Annotated in this window: 14 protein-coding genes; 9 read left to right on the forward strand and 5 right to left on the reverse strand. The window is 72.9% G+C overall.

The annotated features are described in order from the left end of the window. The 5 genes from QJS33_RS28820 to QJS33_RS28840 form a co-directional block, all read left to right on the forward strand. The coding region (locus QJS33_RS28820; RefSeq protein ID WP_306371223.1) for a carbohydrate ABC transporter permease at positions 1-829 on the forward strand (829 nt) is incomplete at its 5' end. Between the two features lie 47 nt (positions 830-876). Beyond that, positions 877-2,259, forward strand: coding sequence for an ABC transporter substrate-binding protein (locus QJS33_RS28825; protein WP_306371224.1), 1,383 nt, complete (start codon positions 877-879; stop codon positions 2,257-2,259). Between the two features lie 64 nt (positions 2,260-2,323). After that, positions 2,324-4,438 carry a beta-galactosidase gene (locus QJS33_RS28830; protein WP_306371225.1) on the forward strand — a complete coding sequence of 705 codons (2,115 nt, stop codon included), beginning with the start codon at positions 2,324-2,326 and terminating at the stop codon, positions 4,436-4,438. 130 nt (positions 4,439-4,568) lie between these two features. Continuing rightward, on the forward strand, positions 4,569-5,489 hold the full coding sequence (locus tag QJS33_RS28835) for an acetoacetate decarboxylase family protein (protein ID WP_306371226.1): 921 nt from the start codon (positions 4,569-4,571) through the stop codon (positions 5,487-5,489). A gap of 24 nt (positions 5,490-5,513) precedes the next feature. Continuing rightward, positions 5,514-7,226: a succinic semialdehyde dehydrogenase gene (locus QJS33_RS28840; RefSeq protein ID WP_306371227.1), complete on the forward strand. Its 1,713-nt coding sequence runs from the start codon at positions 5,514-5,516 to the stop codon at positions 7,224-7,226. Between the two features lie 60 nt (positions 7,227-7,286). On the opposite strand, the gene QJS33_RS28845 is transcribed toward QJS33_RS28840, so the two are convergent. After that, entirely contained in the window at positions 7,287-7,886 is a 600-nt protein-coding gene (locus tag QJS33_RS28845; protein WP_306371228.1) for a TetR/AcrR family transcriptional regulator, read from the reverse strand. 94 nt (positions 7,887-7,980) lie between these two features. On the opposite strand from QJS33_RS28845, the gene QJS33_RS28850 reads away from it, so the two are divergent. Then, positions 7,981-9,300, forward strand: coding sequence for an NADH:flavin oxidoreductase/NADH oxidase family protein (locus tag QJS33_RS28850; RefSeq protein WP_306371229.1), 1,320 nt, complete (start codon positions 7,981-7,983; stop codon positions 9,298-9,300). A gap of 10 nt (positions 9,301-9,310) precedes the next feature. Here the strand turns inward: QJS33_RS28850 and QJS33_RS28855 are convergent, their stop codons facing one another. Continuing rightward, positions 9,311-10,030, reverse strand: coding sequence for a type 1 glutamine amidotransferase domain-containing protein (locus QJS33_RS28855; RefSeq protein ID WP_306371230.1), 720 nt, complete (start codon positions 10,028-10,030; stop codon positions 9,311-9,313). 203 nt (positions 10,031-10,233) lie between these two features. Here QJS33_RS28855 and QJS33_RS28860 point away from each other — a divergent pair, with 203 nt between their 5' ends. The 3 genes from QJS33_RS28860 to QJS33_RS28870 all read left to right on the forward strand — a co-directional run bounded on the left by QJS33_RS28860 (position 10,234) and on the right by QJS33_RS28870 (position 12,899). Then, on the forward strand, positions 10,234-11,193 hold the full coding sequence (locus tag QJS33_RS28860) for an NAD(P)H-quinone oxidoreductase (RefSeq protein WP_306371231.1): 960 nt from the start codon (positions 10,234-10,236) through the stop codon (positions 11,191-11,193). 390 nt (positions 11,194-11,583) lie between these two features. Then, entirely contained in the window at positions 11,584-11,778 is a 195-nt protein-coding gene (locus QJS33_RS28865; protein ID WP_306371232.1) for a hypothetical protein, read from the forward strand. 104 nt (positions 11,779-11,882) lie between these two features. Continuing rightward, positions 11,883-12,899, forward strand: a complete 1,017-nt coding sequence (locus QJS33_RS28870) for a DUF389 domain-containing protein (RefSeq protein ID WP_306371233.1) — start codon at positions 11,883-11,885, stop codon at positions 12,897-12,899. Between the two features lie 416 nt (positions 12,900-13,315). On the opposite strand, the gene QJS33_RS28875 is transcribed toward QJS33_RS28870, so the two are convergent. From QJS33_RS28875 to QJS33_RS28885, 3 genes are all read right to left on the reverse strand, one after another. Next, a complete protein-coding gene (locus QJS33_RS28875) occupies positions 13,316-15,211 on the reverse strand; it encodes an alkyl/aryl-sulfatase (protein ID WP_306371234.1) in 1,896 nt (631 codons plus the stop codon). A gap of 172 nt (positions 15,212-15,383) precedes the next feature. Further along, on the reverse strand, positions 15,384-16,790 hold the full coding sequence (locus QJS33_RS28880; protein ID WP_306371235.1) for a glycosyltransferase: 1,407 nt from the start codon (positions 16,788-16,790) through the stop codon (positions 15,384-15,386). After that, the gene (locus QJS33_RS28885; RefSeq protein ID WP_306371236.1) at positions 16,787-16,945 is read right to left on the reverse strand and encodes an LPXTG cell wall anchor domain-containing protein; all 159 of its coding nucleotides are present in this window, start codon (positions 16,943-16,945) and stop codon (positions 16,787-16,789) included. Before QJS33_RS28885 ends, QJS33_RS28880 begins: the two co-directional genes overlap by 4 nt. Between the last annotated feature and the right edge of the window lie 1,077 nt (positions 16,946-18,022).

Raw genomic sequence — 18,022 nt, forward strand, 5'->3', positions numbered from 1 at the left:
CATCGCCCTGACCCTGGTCACCGGCCTGGTCATGGTGTACTCCCTGGTGCCGCTGGTCTGGCTGGTCGTCAACGCCACCAAGAGCCAGGAGTCGCTGCTGAACTCCTTCGGGCTGTGGTTCGGCTCCGACTTCGCCCTGTTCGACAACGTCGCCACCACCCTCACCTACGGCGACGGGGCCTTCGTGCGCTGGCTGCTCAACACGGTGCTCTACGTGGTGGCGGGCGCCGGCGGCGCCACCCTGCTGGCGATGCTCGGCGGGTACGCCCTGGCCAGGTTCGACTTCCCCGGGCGCCGGGCCGTGTTCGCGGTGGTCCTGGGCGCCGCCGCGGTCCCCGGCACCGCCCTGGCCGTGCCCACCTTCCTGATGTTCAGCCGGATGGGGCTGACCGACACCCCCTGGGCGGTGATCGTCCCGTCCCTGGTCTCACCCTTCGGCCTGTACCTGATGTGGGTCTTCGCCTCCCAGGCCGTGCCCGCGGAGCTGCTGGAGGCGGCGCGCATCGACGGGTCGGGGGAGGTCCGCACCTTCTTCTCCGTGGTGCTGCCGCTGCTGGCGCCCGGCACCGCCACGGTCCTGCTCTTCACGATGGTGGCGACCTGGAACAACTACTTCCTGCCGCTGATCATGATCCGCGACCCCGACTGGTTCCCCCTCACCCTCGGCCTCAACGCCTGGAACGCCCAGGCGGCGACGGCCGGCGGGGAGCCCGTGTTCCACCTGGTCATCACGGGATCGCTGCTGACGATCGTGCCCCTGATCGCCGCCTTCCTGCTGCTCCAGCGCTACTGGCGGTCGGGACTGACCGCCGGGAGCCTCAAGGGCTGACCCCCTCCCCCACCCCCTCCCCGGAACCCCGACCCAGGAGACCCCCCGTGAACAGTCGAAACACACCCCGGCGCCGCCCGCGCCCCACCGCCCTCCGGCCCACCGCACTGCGCGCCGCCGTCGCCGGCGCCCTGTGCCTGGCGCTGGGCGCCTGCGGCTCAGGCGGCTCCGACGGCGGCACCGCCTCCGGCCTGGGCCCCGAGGACGTCCGGACGGCCCTGGAGGAAGGCGGCGAGATCACCGTCTGGGCCTGGGAGCCCACCCTGGACCAGGTCGTCGAGGACTTCGAGGCCGCCCACCCGAACGTCACCGTCGACCTGGTCAACGTCGGCACCGGGGACGAGCAGTACACCGCCCTCCAGAACGCCCTGTCCGCCGGGTCCGGGCTGCCCGACGTGGCCCAGATCGAGTACTACGCGCTGGGCCAGTTCACCATCGCCGGGCACCTGACCGACCTGGCGCCGCTGGGCGCCGACGCACTGGAGGACACCTACACCCCCGGACCGTGGAACGCCGTCGGCGGCGGGGACGGCGCGGTCCACGCCCTGCCCATGGACTCCGGCCCCATCGCCCTGTTCTACAACCAGGACGTGTTCGACGACCTCGGGGTCGAAGTGCCCACCACCTGGGACGAGTACGTCGAGGCCGCCCGGGATCTCAAGGAGGCCGACCCCGACGTCCGCATCGCCGCCGACAACGGCGACGCGGGCAGCACCACCACCTTCATCTGGCAGGCGGGCGGGCGGCCCTACCGGGTCGACGGGGAGGAGGTGACCATCGACTTCACCGACGCGGGCACCGCGCGCTACACCGACACCTGGCAGCAGCTCATCGACGAGGACCTGCTCCTGGACGTCGGCTCCTGGACCGACGAGTGGTACCAGGCGTTGGGCGACGGCACCGTCGCCACCCTCGTCACCGGCGCCTGGATGGGCCTGAACCTGGAGGCGGGAGCCCCCGCCGCCGCGGGCTCCTGGCGGGTCGCCCCGCCGCCCGTCTGGGAGGAGGGGGACACCGCGAGCGCCGAGAACGGGGGCAGCTCCCTGGCCGTCCCGGTCGGCGCCGGGAACGAGGCCCTCGCCTACGCGTTCATCGAGTACGCCAACGCGGGCGAGGGCGTGCAGAGCCGTCTCGCCGGAGGCGCGTTCCCCGCCACCGTGGCCGACCTGGAGTCGGAGGAGTTCCTCTCCGCCGAGTCCGAGTACTTCGGGGGCCAGCGGGTCAACGAGGTCTACGCCGCGTCCGCCGCCGACGTGCGCGAGGGGTGGTCCTACCTGCCCTACCAGGCGCACGCCAACTCCCTGTTCAACGACACCGTCGGCCAGGCCTACGTCTCCGACACCACCCTCGCCGAAGGGCTGGCGGCCTGGCAGGAGGCCTCGGTCCGCTACGGCGAGGACCAGGGCTTCACCGTCACCGCCGGCGGATAGGCGCCGGCCCGCCCCGCGGGGGCGGCGCCCGCCGCCCCCGCCCGCCCCGTGAAGGGACCCACCCATGCCCCTCGCCGGTTCACGCGACTGGCTGCGCTGGCCGCACGACCCCGACCGCCCGCGCTTCGCCTACGGCGCCGACTACAACCCCGAGCAGTGGCCGCGCGAGGTGTGGGAGGAGGACCTGCGGCTGATGCGCCGGGCGGGGGTCAACATCGTCACGCTCGGCGTCTTCTCCTGGTCGCGGCTGCAACCGGGACCGGACACCTGGGACTTCGGCTGGCTGGACGAGCTCATGGACCGGCTGTACGGGAACGGCATCGCCGTCGACCTGGCCACCGCCACCGCCTCTCCCCCGGCCTGGCTCACCACCGCCCACCCCGAGGTGCTGCCGGTCACCCGGACCGGGGAGACGGTGTGGCCGGGCGCCCGCCAGCACTGGCGTCCCACGTCACCGGTGTTCCGCCGGTACGCGCTGGAGCTGGCCGGGGCCCTGGCCGGGCGCTACGGCGGCCACCCCGCGCTGGCGGCCTGGCACGTGTCCAACGAGCTGGGCTGCCACAACTTCTACGACTACTCCGACGACGCCGCGGCCGCCTTCCGCGCCTGGCTGCGCGACCGCTACGGCGGCCTCGACGGACTCAACCACGCCTGGGGCACCGACTTCTGGTCCCAGCGCTACACCGGCTGGGACCAGATCCTGCCGCCCCGGCTGGCGGCCTCGCACGCCAACCCCACGCAGCAGCTCGACTTCACGCGCTTCTCCTCCGACGCCCTGCGCGACCACCTGCGGGCCGAACGCGAGGTGCTGCGCCGCGCCGCCCCGGGCATCCCGGTGACCACCAACTTCATGGTCATGGGCGACCTCGCGGGGATGAACTACGCCGACTGGGCCCACGAGGTCGACTTCGTCTCCAACGACCACTACGTGCAGCCCGGCCCCGGCGGGGCCGACGAGCTCTCCTTCAGCGCCAACCTGACCGGCGGCCTGGCCCGCGGCCGCCCCTGGTACCTGATGGAGCACTCCACCGGCGCGGTCAACTGGCGGCGCGTCAACCCGCCCAAGGCCCCGGGCCAGCTGGCGCGCGACTCGCTGCTGCACGTGGCGCACGGCGCCGACGCCGTCTGCTTCTTCCAGTGGCGGCAGTCGGCCGCCGGTGCGGAGAAGTACCATTCGGCGATGCTGCCGCACGCCGGGCCCGACAGCCCGGTGTTCCGCGACGTCACCGAGCTGGGCCGCGTCCTGGCCGAGGACCTCGCCGAGGTCGCCGGGACGTGGAGGCTCCCCGCCCGCGCCGCCCTCGTCTTCGACTGGGAGTCGTCCTGGGCGGTGCGCCGGGACTCGCTGCCCAGTTCGCTGCTGGACGCGCACCGTGAGGCCCTGGACTGGTACACCGCCTTCCTCGACGCGGGTGTGCGCGTGGACGTGCTGCCCACCGACGCCGCCTGGGAGGGGTACGACCTGGTCGTCGCGCCCCTGCTGCACGTGCTGCCCGGCCCCACCGCCGAACGCCTGCACGGCTACGTCGCGGGCGGCGGCCACCTGGTCACCACCTACTTCTCCGGGATCGTCGACGAGAACGACCACATCCACCCGGGCGGCCACCCGGGGCCGCTGCGCGACCTGCTGGGACTGCGCGTCGACGAGTTCGCCCCGTTGCCCGAGGGCACCTGCGTCGTCCTGGACGACGGCGGCATCGGGACCGTGTGGTCGGACCGGATCACCGTGACGGCGCCCGGGACCGAGGTCTGGGCCCGCTACGCCGACGGCGACCTGGCGGGCGGCGCGGCGGTGACCCGGCGTTCCGTCCCCGGCGGCGGCAGCGCCTGCTACGTCTCCACCCGCCTGGACGGCGGGCACCGCACCGCCCTGCTGGAGCGGCTGCTGGCCGGGGCCGGGATCGGCGGCGAACTCCCCGAGGAGCTGCGCGGGCGCGTCGAACTGGCCGTGCGCGCGGGAGAGGGCGCCGAGTACCACTTCCTGGCCAGCCGCACCGATGAGCCCGTGAAGATCGGCCACCTGCCGGGGGTCCCGCTGACCGGGACCGCCGGGCGGGGATCCGCCGGGCGGGGCGGGGACGCCGGCGTCCTCCCGCCCCGCGGTATCGCCGTCCGGCGCGTCCCACCCCGGGAGGCCGGGCGCCGACCCGCCGCCGGGCCACCCCGCGCGTCCTCCTGACCTGCTGTGAGGCCCCCGTCCCGGTTCCGGGGCGGGGGCCTCGCCGTTTGTGACCGCACTCATTGTTGACGGTGCATACATTGTGCGCGTACGCTCATGTGAGCACCGCACACATTAGCTGTTCGAGGAGATGCCGATGTCACCGGCCCAGCAGGACACCGTCGAGGTCGACCTCGGCGGCCGCACGGTCGCCGTTCCCAGGGGCGGCCTGTACGACCGTTACCGGATGGACACCGATCTGGACGAGGTCGCCCGCGACCCCCGCGTCAGCGGCGTCGACTTCTTCCGCCGACTGCCCAAGACCAGGGTCGAGTCGCCGATCGGCCCGACGCTCACGCCGAACTTCTACTACCGGATCTCCACGGCGCGGGTCACGATGCTCGCCCGGTCGCGGGCGCTGCGCTCCCGCCTGCCGCAGGAACTGGCGCCGCTGGAGGTCGCGCCGGGTCTGGGGCTGGCCTCGGTCATGTTCTTCCGCTACGACGTGTGCGACATCGACTTCTACACCGAGGCCGCCGTCGCGATCCCGGTCCGGCCCGCCCGGCACGGCCGGCTCGGGTTCGTCGACCTCGTCGCGGGCCTCAAGAACGACGACCTCCACGCCTACGTCCTGTCCCTGCCGGTCAGCAGCGACATCGCCCGGGTCCGCGGCCACGACGGCTACGGATTCCCCAAGTGGGTCACCGGGCTCGACGTCGGCATCGACTCCGACAGGACCACCGCACGGGTGGGCAACGACTCCGGCGGCGACGATCTGACGCTGTCGGCGTCCACGCCCGCCCAGACCGCGCACCCGTCCGGTGAGCGCGTTTCGACGCTCACCTCGTACACGACGATCGACGGCGCCTGGCACTCGACCCTGAACCAGACCAACGTGCTCTCGGCGGGAGGCACGCGGTCACCCCGTGACCTGGTCCTCAAGGCCGGGAGCGGCCGGATGTCCGACGACCTGCGCTCGCTCGACCCGATCAGGACCGTCCGGTTCGACGTCACCACCGAGGGCCAGGCCGCACTGCACATGCCGGTCCCGATCTCGGTGCGCAACCGCTAGCGCGAAAGACCAGAGGAGACAGTGATGACCGACACCGAGCCGACGACCGGTCCCGGGGCCGGTCCCGGGACCGGACCGACCATGGCCGCGAAGGCCGCGGGCGGCCCGCCGTCCGGGAGGACGACGCGGAGCCGCGCCACGACCACCGGCCCCGCCGCACCCGCCGCACCCGCCGGTGGCCCCGGGCTGCCGCCGACGCTGACCCCGGCCCTGATCCGACGGCTGACCGCGCACGTCGCGGCCGCCCCGGACGCCGCCCGGACGACCACCACAGCCCCCTACACCGGGGGCCCGCTGGCCGACCTTCCGGTCTCCGCGCCCGCGGACGTCGAGGCGGCGTTCGCGCGGGCCCGCACCGCCCAGGAGGGCTGGGCCGCCACCCCGCCGCGCGAGCGCAGGCGGATCATGCTGCGCTTCCACGACCTGGTCGTCGAGCGCCGGGACGAAGCACTGGACCTGATGCAGGCCGAGAACGGCAAGACCCGCCGGGACGCGTTCCTGGAGGTCACCGACATCGCGCTGACCGCCCGGTACTACGCGCGCAGGGCGGCGGGGCTGCTGGCGCCCAAGCGCCGCCGGGGCGCGATGCCCCTGCTGACCCGCACCACCGAGCTGCGCCACCCCAAGGGGGTCGTCGCCGTCGTCTCGCCGTGGAACTACCCGCTGAGCATGGCGGCGGGCGACGCGATCCCCGCCCTGATGGCGGGCAACGCCGTCGTCCAGAAGCCCGACACCCAGACCGCCCTGACCGCGCTGTGGGCGCTGGACCTGATGCACGAGGCGGGGCTGCCCGCCGGCGTGTGGCAGATGGCGGTCGGCCGCGGGAGCTCCATCGGCGGGGCGCTCATGGACAACGCCGACTACATGATGTTCACCGGGTCCACCGCGAGCGGGCGCCGGATCGCCGCAGACGCCGGTGAACGCCTGATCGGCGCCTCCCTGGAGCTGGGCGGCAAGAACGCCATGGTCGTGCTGGACGACGCCGACGTCGACCGCGCGGTGGACGGGGCGATCGCCGCGGCGTTCCCCTCGGCCGGGCAGCTGTGCGTGTCCATCGAGCGCATGTACGTGGCCGACGCCCTCTACGACGAGTTCGTCGCCGCGTTCGCCGCCCGCACCAGGGAGCTGCGGATCGGCGCCGGGTACGACTACGGCTACGACGTGGGCAGCCTGACCAACCGGTCCCAGCTGGAGACGGTCACCGCGCACGTGGCGGACGCCGTCGCCAAGGGCGCTACCGTCCTGGCCGGCGGCCGGGTGCGGCCCGACCTGGGGCCGCTGTTCCACGAGCCGACCGTCCTCACCGGCGTCACCCCGGACATGGCGCTGTACGACCAGGAGACCTTCGGGCCGGTCGTGTCGGTGTACCGGTACCGCGACGTCGACGAGGCGGTGGCCCGCGCCAACGCCACCCCGTACGGGCTCAACGCCAGCGTGTGGAGCCGCAGCGGCGCCCGGGGGCGGGCGGTGGCCGCCCGGCTGCACGCCGGGACGGTCAACGTCAATGAGGCCTTCGCGGCGGCCTGGGGCAGCATCGACGCACCGATGGGCGGCATGGGCGACTCGGGGCTGGGCCGCCGCCACGGCGCCGAGGGCATCCTCAAGTACACCGAGCCGCAGACGATCGCGCACCAGCGGCTGCTGGGGTTCGCCCCGCCCGCCGGGGTGTCCTACCGGACCTGGGCGCAGGGCCTGACGGTCGCACTGAAGGTGATGAGGCGCGTGGGCGTGCGCTGAGGCGCGGCGCGCCCGGGAACGGGGCGGCACCGGCCTTTCCGAGGCCGGTGCCGCCCTTCGTCACGCCTGCGCCCGCCGCACCGCCGCGGAGGCGGCGAGCAGCGTTCGGACGGTCTCCCGGACCCGGTCGGCGACCGCCCCGGGGTCGGCGGCGTCGAGTTTGCCGTCCAGGTGCAGGAACGCCAGGCCGTGGACGAAGGACCACACCCCGACGGAGAGCGCCTCGGGGTCGGCCCCGGGGAAGACCCCGTGGACGATGCCGTGGACGTACTCCCAGATGGCGGCGGTCGCGGCGACCCGCTCCTCGCTGTTCGGGTCGCAGGGCTCGGCGAACATCGCCCGGAACAGCGCCGCGCGCTCCAGCGCGAAGCGGACGTAGGCGATGGCGATCTCGGCCAGGTCGTCCGGGGTCCGGGGGTCGGGGTGCGCCCCGGCCAGGTGCTCGGCGAGCTCGCGGTACCCCTGTGCTGCGACCGCGGAGACGAGCGCGTCGCGGTCCGCGAAGTGGCGGTAGGGGGCCGTCGCCGACACCCCGGCCCGCCGGGCCACCGCCCGCAGGGACAGCGCGGCTCCGCCGTCCTCCTCCAGCAGTTCCCGGGCCGCGCGCAGACAGGCGGCACGCAGGTCGCCGTGGTGGTACTTGCCGTTCGCTTGCGACACGGATCACCCTCCCTGATGTTTACAGCGCCCACATCCCCCCTCTAATGTGAGCATTGCACACATTATATGCGGACCCGAGGAAAGAGGGACTGTGATGACCGGCGGATTGTACTCCCCCCTGCGCCTGCGCTCCGGCGCGGTGCTGCCCAACCGGATCGCCAAGGCGGCGATGGAGGAGAGCATGACGGGCGAGGGCCAGCTGCCCGACCGGAGACTGGTGTCGCTGTACCGGCACTGGTCGGCGGGCGGCACCGGCCTGCTCATCACCGGGAACGTCATGGTCCACGCCGAGGCGCTGACCGGGCCCGCCGGCGTGGTGCTCGACGAGGCCGCCCCGCTGGAGCCCTTCACCGAGTGGGCACGGGCCGCCAGGTCCGGCGGGGCCGCGGTGTGGATGCAGGTCAACCACCCCGGCCGCCAGGTCGGGGCCGACATGCCCGGCGTCGTGTGGGGCCCGTCCGCGGTGGGTGTCGACCTGGGCCGCCTCAGCGGGAACTTCGGCCGCCCCACCGCCATGACCCCCGAACAGATCGAGGCCACGGTGGAGCGGTTCGCGGTCACGGCCGCGCGCGCCGAACAGGCCGGGTTCGACGGGGTGGAGGTCCACGCCGCGCACGGGTACCTGCTGTCGCAGTTCCTGTCCCCCCTGGTCAACAAGCGCACCGACGCCTGGGGCGGGTCGCTGGAGAACCGGGCACGGATGCTGCTGGACGTCGTTCGCGCGGTCCGCGCCGCCGTCTCGCCGTCCTTCGCGGTCGCGGTGAAGCTCAACTCCGCCGACTTCCAGCGGGGCGGGTTCGACGTGGACGACGCGCGACGGGTGATCGCGATGCTCGAACCCCTCGGCGTCGACCTGGTGGAACTGTCCGGCGGCAGCTATGAGAGCCCGGCGATGACCGGCCGTTCCGCCGACGAGCGCACCCGGGCCCGGGAGGCCTACTTCCTGGACCTGGCCCGGGACCTGGTGGAGACCAGCCCGCTGCCGCTGATGCTCACCGGCGGCGTCACCCGGCGCGCCACCGCCGAGGAGGTGGTGGCGAGCGGTGTGGCGGTCGTCGGCATGGGCACCGCCCTGGCCGTCACCCCGGACCTGCCCGCCCGCTGGCGGGACGGCCGCGAGGCCGACCGGGCGATGCGGCCGGTCACGTGGTCGAACAAGGCACTGGCCTCGGCGGCGGGCATGGCCCAGGTACGCCACCAGCTGCGGCGCATCGCCCGCGGGAGGTCTCCGCGGCCCGGCGTCCTCCCGGCGTACGCCCTGCTCCGCGAGCAGGTCGGGCAGCGCCGGGCGCTGCGCCGCTACCGCACCTGGTTGTCCGCCCCGCGGGGCGGAGCGGTGCGAGGCGGAGCGGTGCGGGATGCGGCGGCGCGGAATGCGGCGGCGCGGAATGCGGCGGCGCGGGATGGCCGCTGACGCACGCGGGTCAACGCGCGGACTCGGAGGAGGCGGTGATGTCGGCGACCAGCCGCTCGGCGAGCCTCTCCGAGGACTGCGGGTTCTGCCCGGTGTAGAGGTTCCCGTCGACCACGATGTGCGGGCGCAGCGGGATCAGGCCCTTGGAGTACTCCACGCCCGCCTCCCTGAGCCGGTCCTCCAACAGCCAGGGCGCCTTCCTCGCGAACCGGTTGAGCAGCTCCTCCCGGTTGGACAGCCCGGTCATCCGACGGCCGGCGAAGGGCGAGGCGCCGTCGGGACCGGTCGCGGCGAGGATCGCCGCCGGGGCGTGGCACAGCAGCGCGAGGGGGCGACCCGAGGCCAGCCGGTCGGCCAACAGGGCCCCGGAGGTCCCGTCGTAGGCGAGATCCTCCATGGGTCCGTGTCCGCCCGGGTAGAAGACCAGGTCGAAGTCGTCGGCGTCGACGGATTCGAGCGGCACCGGGTGGTCGAGGGCCTCCCGGATGCCCTCCAGGTAGGCCTTCACCGCGCGGCGTTTCCCCGGGGTCCCGCCCGCCAGGCCCAGACTGAGACGGTCCAGGGTCGGGGCCCTGCCGCCGGGGGTCGCGATGGTGATGTCCCACCCGGCCTCGGTGAAGATCCGGTGCGGGACGGCCACCTCTTCGGCCCAGTAGCCGGAGGGGTGGACCGTCCCGTCGTTCAGTGTCCAGCGGTCCGCCGCGGTGATCACGTAGAGCACGCTCGCCATCGTTCCGCCCTCCCCAGTGTGTTTGCAGTGCTCACATTAATTCGGCGGCCGGACCCGGTCAATCCCGACGCGCCCGCACGGGCGACGTGACACGGATCGCCGACCGAAACCGCGAACCAATGTTGACGCTGCACACTTTCACGCATAATGTAAGCAGTGCGTACATTCGATCGTCCCGGCCACAGAGGAACAGAGGAGATGTCATGAAGGCGATCACGATCAAGGAGTTCGGCGGCCCCGAGGTACTGGAATGGACCGACGTCGAGGACCCGGCGCCCGCACCCGGCGAGGTCGTCGTCGACGTGGCGGCCACCGCGCTCAACCGCGCCGACGCCGTCCAGCGGATCGGCCTCTACCCCGTGCCGGAGGGCGCCTCCCCCTATCCGGGCCTGGAGGTCTCCGGCCGCATCTCCGCGCTCGGCCCCGGCGTGACCGGGTGGAGGGTCGGCGACGAGGTCGCCGCGCTGCTCACCGGCGGCGGCTACGCGCAGAAGGTCGCCGTTCCCGCAGGCCAGCTCCTCACGATCCCCGAGGGGGTGGGCCTGGTCGAGGCCGCGTCGCTGCCCGAGGCGACTGCCACCGTATGGTCCAACGTCTTCATGACGGCGAACCTGGCCGCGGGCGAGACCTTCCTCGTGCACGGCGGGGCCGGGGGCATCGGCACCATGGCGATCCAGATCGCGAAGGCGCGCGGCGCCCGCGTCGCCACCACCGTCGGCGGCCCCGAACAGGCCGCCCGGGTGCGGGAGCTGGGCGCCGACGCGGTGGTCGACCACCGTACCGAGGACTTCGCCGACCACGGCCCCTACGACGTGATCCTCGACATCATCGGCGGCGACTACTTCGAGCGCAACATCCGCTCCCTGGCCGCCGACGGGCGCATGGTCGTCATCGGCCTCCAGAACGGCCTGGAGGCGCCGCTCAACCTCGCCGACCTGCTGTTCAAGCGCCTCTCCGTGCACGGCACCACCCTGCGTTCGCGCTCCCCGGAGCAGAAGGCCGCCATCGTGGCCGGGGTGCAGAAGGAGGTCTGGCCGCTGGTCGGGAGCGGAGCCGTCAAACCGATCATCGACCGGGTCCTGCCCATGTCCGAGGCCGCCGAAGCACACCGGCGGCTGGAGGCGGGCGGGCACTTCGGCAAGATCCTGCTGGTCAACGAGTAGCCCCCGCCGGTCGGCATAGAGCGGGCGGCCGTCCCCCGCTCTCCCGGCAGGCGGGCTCCGCCCCCGGACGACCGGGGGCGGGCACTTCGGCAAGATCCTGCTGGTCAACGAGTAGCCCCCGCCGGTCGGCATAGAGCGGGCGGCCGTCCCCCGCTCTCCCGGCAGGCGGGCTCCGCCCCCGGACGACCGGGGGCGGGCCCGGACGACCGGGGGCGGGCCCGGGCCTCCCGTGCGCCGCACCCGCCTCGGGTGGGGCGACCGGGACGTCCGGATCCGGGCCGATACGCTGGCCGGGCGGGGGCCGCGGACCTGTGGGACGGTGGATTCTCCACTCGATCGCATTCACGCGGTGTGCACCCGCGATCCCGGCGATCAGTGAGGTGGACGGCCATGGACAAGCCGAGCGGAAAAGACTCGTTCTCGCTGCTGTACAGAACGGGGTTCCGTCTCAACTACGCGCTCCTGCACGTCATGGGCCCGGCGGCCCTGACCCCCGAGGCCGATCCGCGGCAGCGCGCCAAGAAGGAGTACGACCGCCGGCGCGAGCTCCACAGAGCGTGGAAGGCGCAGCAGCGGTCCGCCTAGATCGTGTTCGGCGGAGCATTCCGGGCCCGGCCGCCGCCCGACCCGCCGCGGCCCCTCCGTCGTGTCTTCGGTGCTCACGGCGCCCGCGTCGCGATACTCGACCCATGCTCAGCGGAATCCTCGAACGCGTCCTGCCCGCCTCGCAACTGCGCACCACGGACGACCTGGTGCACGACCTCGACCTGTCCACGGGCGACAGCCGCGCCAAGAGATCGGCGTTCTGGACGATGCTCACGCTGTCCGCGCTCATCGCCGCCGGGGGCGTCCTGACCGACTCCACGGCCACGGTGATCGGGGCGATGATCATCGCCCCGCTGTCCACCCCGATCATGGGGATCGCCCTGGGCATCGTCCGCCGGAGCCGGACCGACTCGGTCCGCACGGTCGTCCTGGGGTGCCTGCTCGTGATCGGTGTCGGCCTGGTGTTCTCCGTGGTCGTCCCCGGCGGCTACGACCTGCTCCAGAACAGCCAGGTCGCCGGGCGGACCTCCCCCGGGCTGCTGGACCTGGTCGCCGCCCTGGCCACCGGGGCGGCCGGGGCGGTGGGCCTGTGCCGCCGCGATGTGGCCGCGGTCCTGCCCGGGGTGGCCATCGCGATCTCCCTGGTCCCGCCCCTGGTGGTGGTGGGCGTGTGCCTGGGGGAGGGCGCGCTGTGGCTGGCGGTCGGGGCCGCGGTGCTGTTCCTGTCCAACCTGCTCGCCCTGGTCTTCGCGGGCATGGTGGTGTTCGCGGCCGCCGGGCACGGGGACGCCGGCGGGGACGGGGACGCCGGCGGGGACGGGGACGCCGGCTCGGGGCGCAGGCCGCGGATCATCCTGGGCGCGCTGTTCACGGTCGTGTTCGTCCTCCTGGCCGCCAACACCACCGCCACCGTCCTGATCACGGTGTGGACGCACCGGGTCGAGGAGGCCGCCGACCGCTGGATCGCGCAGCAGCCGGACGCCTCGGTCACCCGCGTGTACACGGCCTCCCGGACGATGCACGTCGAGGTCCGCGCCCGGGAGGTGCCGCCGGTCGGCACCCTCCTGGCCGACCTGCGCGGCCAGGTCCCCGACCAGCTCGTGATCGTGGTGGAGACCACGCGCGGCGAGTTCGTCGAGGCCGGTCCGGTCGGACGGTGACCACCGCCCCGCAACGCGGCGGCCGGGAGCGGACGCACCGCTCCCGGCCGCCGGTCGGCCTGTCGGCCTGTCGGCCGCTCCGTAGGGTGGTGTCCCGCCGAGGGGTGCGACTTCGTTCGACCCCCGGGTGCCGAAGGCGACAACGCCCCGGTCGGCGACTCGTCCTTGTCCGAACAGCCGGTGTTCTCACACCACTCGACGGGACATGACCCTCCGTAGCGGGGGTGCGGGTCCCCGGGAAGTCGGGGGGACGCCTCCCGGGCAACCGCTGGGGACGCCTCCCGGGCAGCCGCTGGGGACGCCTCCCGGGCAGCCGCTGAGGACACCTCCCGGCCCGCCCCCTCAGGGCGTGACGACCGGGAAGTCGGGGGGACGCCTCCCGGGCAGCCGCTGGGGACGCCTCCCGGCCCGCCCCCTCAGGGCGTGACGACCGGGAAGTCGGGGCGCGCCTCGTCCAGGACCGCCGTCAGCCGCCGGAGCACCCCGGGGTCCCCCTCGTGCTCGACCCCGTCCAGGTCCCCCGTGGCCAGGAGCCTCAGCAGTTCCGGCCGGGACAGGGTCAGCGTCAGGTCCGCGCCGTCGCCCTTGGGGTCGGGGTAGTGGATGAGCACCCCGTTGGACAGCAGCGCCCGGTACCGCTCACCGCTGTCGGTCATGTGCAGGTCCAGGGACAGCTCCTCCTGCCAGGCGCGCGGTCCGTCGACGCGGATGCCCACCGAGTCGAGGATCTGGGTGACGCTGAGCGCCGAGGCCATGTTCTCGGCCAGGGCGATGGCCGTGGGCGGCACCCCCTCGCGCAGCTCCTGCGCACCGACCAGGAAGAAGTTGCGCCAGGTGGCGCACTCGGCCCCGTGGCCGAGCCGGGTCAGCACCCCGGCCAGCAGGTCCTTGGCCCCGGCGTGGTCGGGGTCGGCGAAGACCGCGTGCGAGGCCAGCTCGGCGGCGAACCTCAGGTCGCCCTCGTCGGCGAAGGAGCGGGCCCGGTCCACGAGGGCGTCGACTCCTCCCATGGCCCTGGCGTAGCGTTCGCCCTGGGCGCGGGGCGGGTGCTGCCACAGGTGGGCGGGGTTGCCGTCGAACCAGCCCATGTAGCGCTGGTAGACGGCCTTGATGTTGTGCGAGACGGAGCCGTAGTAGCCGCGGGTGCTCCACGCCTGTTCCAGACCGGGCGGGAGCGGCAGCTCCTCGGCGATCTCGATGCCGGTCGCCCCCTTGTTCATCATCCGCAGCGTCTGGTCGTGCAGGTAGGCGTACATGTCGCGTTGCTCGGTGAGGAACCCGCGGATGTCCTCGGTGCCCCAGGTCGGCCAGTGGTGGGAGGCGAAGACCACGTCGGAGTCGTCGGCGAACAGCTCGATGGTCTCGTTGAGGTAGCGCGACCACATGCGGGCGTCGCGGACCTGGGCGCCGCGCAGGGTGAGCAGGTTGTGCAGGGTGTGGCAGGCGTTCTCGGCGGTGCACAGGGCCCGGAGGTCGGGGAGGTGGAAGTTCATCTCCGCGGGGGCCTCGGTGCCCGGGGTCATCTGGAAGACGAACCGGACCCCGTCCAGGGTCTCCTCCTGGCCGGTGCGGGTGATCTCCAGGGTCGGCGGGATCAGCCCCACCCTCCCCCGGGAGGTGCCGCCGCCCAGGCCCACCCCCACGAAGCCCTCGGGGCCGGGGGCGAGGTCGAAGGCGGTGAAGTACATGCCGCGCCGGATCATCGCGGTGCCGGCGTAGACGTTCTCCGAGACCGCGTGCTCCATGAAGTGCTCGGGTGCCACGATCGGCACCCTGCCGGAAGCGACGTCCGCCTCGTCCACGACCCCGGCCACGCCGCCGAAGTGGTCCAGGTGCGGGTGGGTGTAGACGACCGCGGTGACGGGGCGGTCCCCGCGGTGTCCGCGGTACATGGCCAGCCCCGCGGCGGCGACCTCCTCCGACACCAGCGGGTCGATGACGACCACCCCGGTGTCGCCCTCGATGAGCGTCATGTTGGACAGGTCCATGCCGCGGATCTGGTAGACGCCCTCGGTGACCTCGAACAGGCCGTTGATCGCGGTCAGCCTGCTCTGCCGCCACAGGTGCGGGTGGACGGTCGGCGGCGCGGTCTCGGCGCCGTCGAGGAGGAAGGAGAAGTCGCGCACGTCCCAGACGGTCCTGCCGTCCTCACCGGTGATGTGCTGCGGGCCGGCGGCGATGAAGCCGCGGTTGGCGTTGTCGAAGTCGGCGGTGTCGTCCGGGGACGGCCCCGGCGCACCCGTGTGGTCGTCCCCCCGCCTGGTCCGCGGAACGCCCGCGGTCCTGCTCCCGGTCCCGGTGGCACGCGTCATGGGCCCCTCCTGAAGGTGTGCTGTTCGGTCCCGGCCGACCCCGGAACCGTGAGAGTTCCGGGGCGGACCTACCCGTCCCGCGCACGGATCAGGGCCAAGGAGCGGTCAACGTCCCTTTGCCGCCGCCGGTCGCACGGAGGGCGGCGCCCTTCCCGAGCGCCGCCCTCCGGCGTCACTTCACGGCGGTCCCGGTCGGCAGGGACACCTCGACCCTGTCCCGGGTCCCCCACTGGGCGACGCGCCCGCAGGTGAGCATCGCGTACAGGTAGAGGGGCCGCAGGAAGAGCAGCCGCCACACCGTGGCCACCGGTGCCAGCAGGAACAACAGGAACCTCTGGAGCACCGTCTCGTCCGAGCGCACGATCGTGAAGATCCGCAACGAGATCAGGTAGCCTACGGCCGTCCCGATCACCAGCGCGGCCACGGCGATGTCCCCGGCCTGGGCCCGCAGCCCCGGGTGGGCCAGGATCAGCAGGGGGATCGCGTACCCCAGGAACAGGTGGAGGTACTCCAGCACCGTCCCCCAGAACACGACGCCCCGCACCGGCATGTAGCGCAGCCACCACAGGTGCCGGACGGTCGTGCCGCGCATCCAGCGCAGTTGCTGGCCGAAGTAGTGCCCGGCGCGTTCGGGCACCAGGGTGAAGACCAGCGACGAGGGCTGGTGGACCGTGTCACCTTCGAGCAGCGCGTAGAAGGTGAGCATGGAGTCGTCGTTCATCTGCATGGGGCGGCCCATGAAGGTCTCGTTCTCGTAGACCCCGGCCCGGTCCCGGACCAGGCGGGCCCGGTAGAAGGCCAGCGTCCCCGAGTTGATCGTGACCCGGCGCAGGACCGACTGGGCGCTGCGCAGCCCCCGGGTGAACGGCAGGTACAGCAGGCCGGTCATCCGGGTCAGCACGTTGGCGTCCCGGTTGAGGACGATGACGTGCCCGGCGACCGACTGCACCTTCGGGTCCGCGAAGGGCGTGAGCCCCTCCCGCACGGCGTGCCGGTCCATGACCGAGTCGCTGTCGAGCGTCACGAAGATGTCGGCGTCGTCCTGGGCCAGGACGTGCATCTGGGCGTAGCGCTTGCCCCGGTTGGGGGTGCGGTCCCAGGTGGCCGCCACCCCGGCCGCGGCGGCCCGGTCCAGGAACCGGTCCCGGATGTCGGCGTAGTCGGCCACCGCCCCGGTGTCGGGGTCGGTGGAACCGTCGTCGACGACCCGGATCCGGTCCACCGGGCGGCTCTGTTCCAGGACCGAGCGCAGGCACATCTCCAGCACCCGGGGGTCCTCGTTGTAGACCGGGATCTGCACGGTGACGAACAGCCGGTCGAGTTCGGCGGTCTGCTCCTCGGTGGCCCGCATCGGGCGTTCGAGCCACGCCAGCGGGACCCACCACAGCAGTGCGAAGCACGCGAACCACACCAGTCCCAGGCTGGTCTCGGCGCCCACCCCGTGGCGGATCATCACCACGAGGTGCGCGGCACCCCAGGCGAAGAACCCGCTCAGGGCCAGCGCCGCCAGTGCGGCGACCATTCCGGGGCGCACACAGCGCGCGCTCGGCAGTTCCTCGGATCCGTGTTCCGTCGTCACTCGGTCGGTCCCCTGTCCGCCCGGAACGAGACCCTGATGAAAAGTGCGCCGACGAGTGTCAGCACCAGACCGATCGCGATGAGCCACAGGTGTCCCGTGGCCAGGCCGGTGGCCGCCAGTACGGCTCCCGAACCCGTTGCCGATCCGTAGGGCATGGCCCTCCCTTTCATGCTTTTCCAATGGAACAGCTACTACTGTTCCACCGCCCTTTAAGGGACTTCCGACCCGAAGCGAAAATTTCCCGGCAAGAGAGATCAAGAAAATCACAAAAGTGAAATCACAAAAAGGACATGAGAAGCATTGCTAGAAATGGTGCATATTCACATGGTCGGGCGAAAGGCCCGACGGGACCTCGGGGGGTGGGGGTGGGGGCGGGGGTGGGTGGGGGTGGGTGGGGGCGCCGGGCGGGTAAGACCGTTGGGCGGGTAGGACGGTCACGTCCCCGGGAGTGGTGTGATTTTCGCGCGGGTGCGTCCTTGCGGGTCATCGCGATGGTCGGCCGAAGCCGGGCGGCCACCGCGTACCGGCGGCCCGCCGGCCGGGATGAAGAAGCCGCCGGAGGCGGCGGTGCACCGATCCGCCCGACACCGCTGACGCGCATCCGCGGGAACAGGACCGGAAAAGTCACACCACTCGATGGGACACCATCGTTGGGCGGGTAGGACCGTTGGGCGGGTGGGGGCGGGGCCTCCGCCGCAGGGGTGAAGGGCTGCGGTGACCTTCCCCGCCCAGAAACAGGAAGTTGCCCATCTTCCTTCCTTTCACCCCCTGTGGTGGCGGAGGGCGGGCACGGTCGGGGTTACCCCACCTGTGGTCGGGCTTTCAAGCGAGCGTGGAGCATCCTGTCCTTTGCAGGCGGACCATTGCCTCCCGCCCCAAGCGGTGCGGGTGTGCACGCTCCGCGTGCACCCGGCTCCGGCAGTCACACCCCCACCGCCCGGGACGTGCGCCCAACGATTCCCTCCACAAGCTGCCGGGCGCCGACTGCGGCCGGGGCCGGGCCCACGCGTAGCGCCCCGTCCGTTTCCAAGCGGCTGAGCTTTTGGAAACCTTCACCTCTGTCGCGAAGACCCCCTGGGGCCGGGCACCCCACTGGCGTGACACGGCTGGGGTCGGGGTTTGCGAGCGGGTGGACAACCCCCCGGGGTGGAGGGCGGCGGTTCTCCCTACCGGATGGGGCCGGGCGTCCCGGGCGGGTGGACAACCCCCCGGGGTGGAGGGCGGCGGTTCTC

Source organism: Nocardiopsis sp. CC223A (genome assembly GCF_030766825.1).
In the GTDB taxonomy this organism is placed as follows: domain Bacteria; phylum Actinomycetota; class Actinomycetes; order Streptosporangiales; family Streptosporangiaceae; genus Nocardiopsis.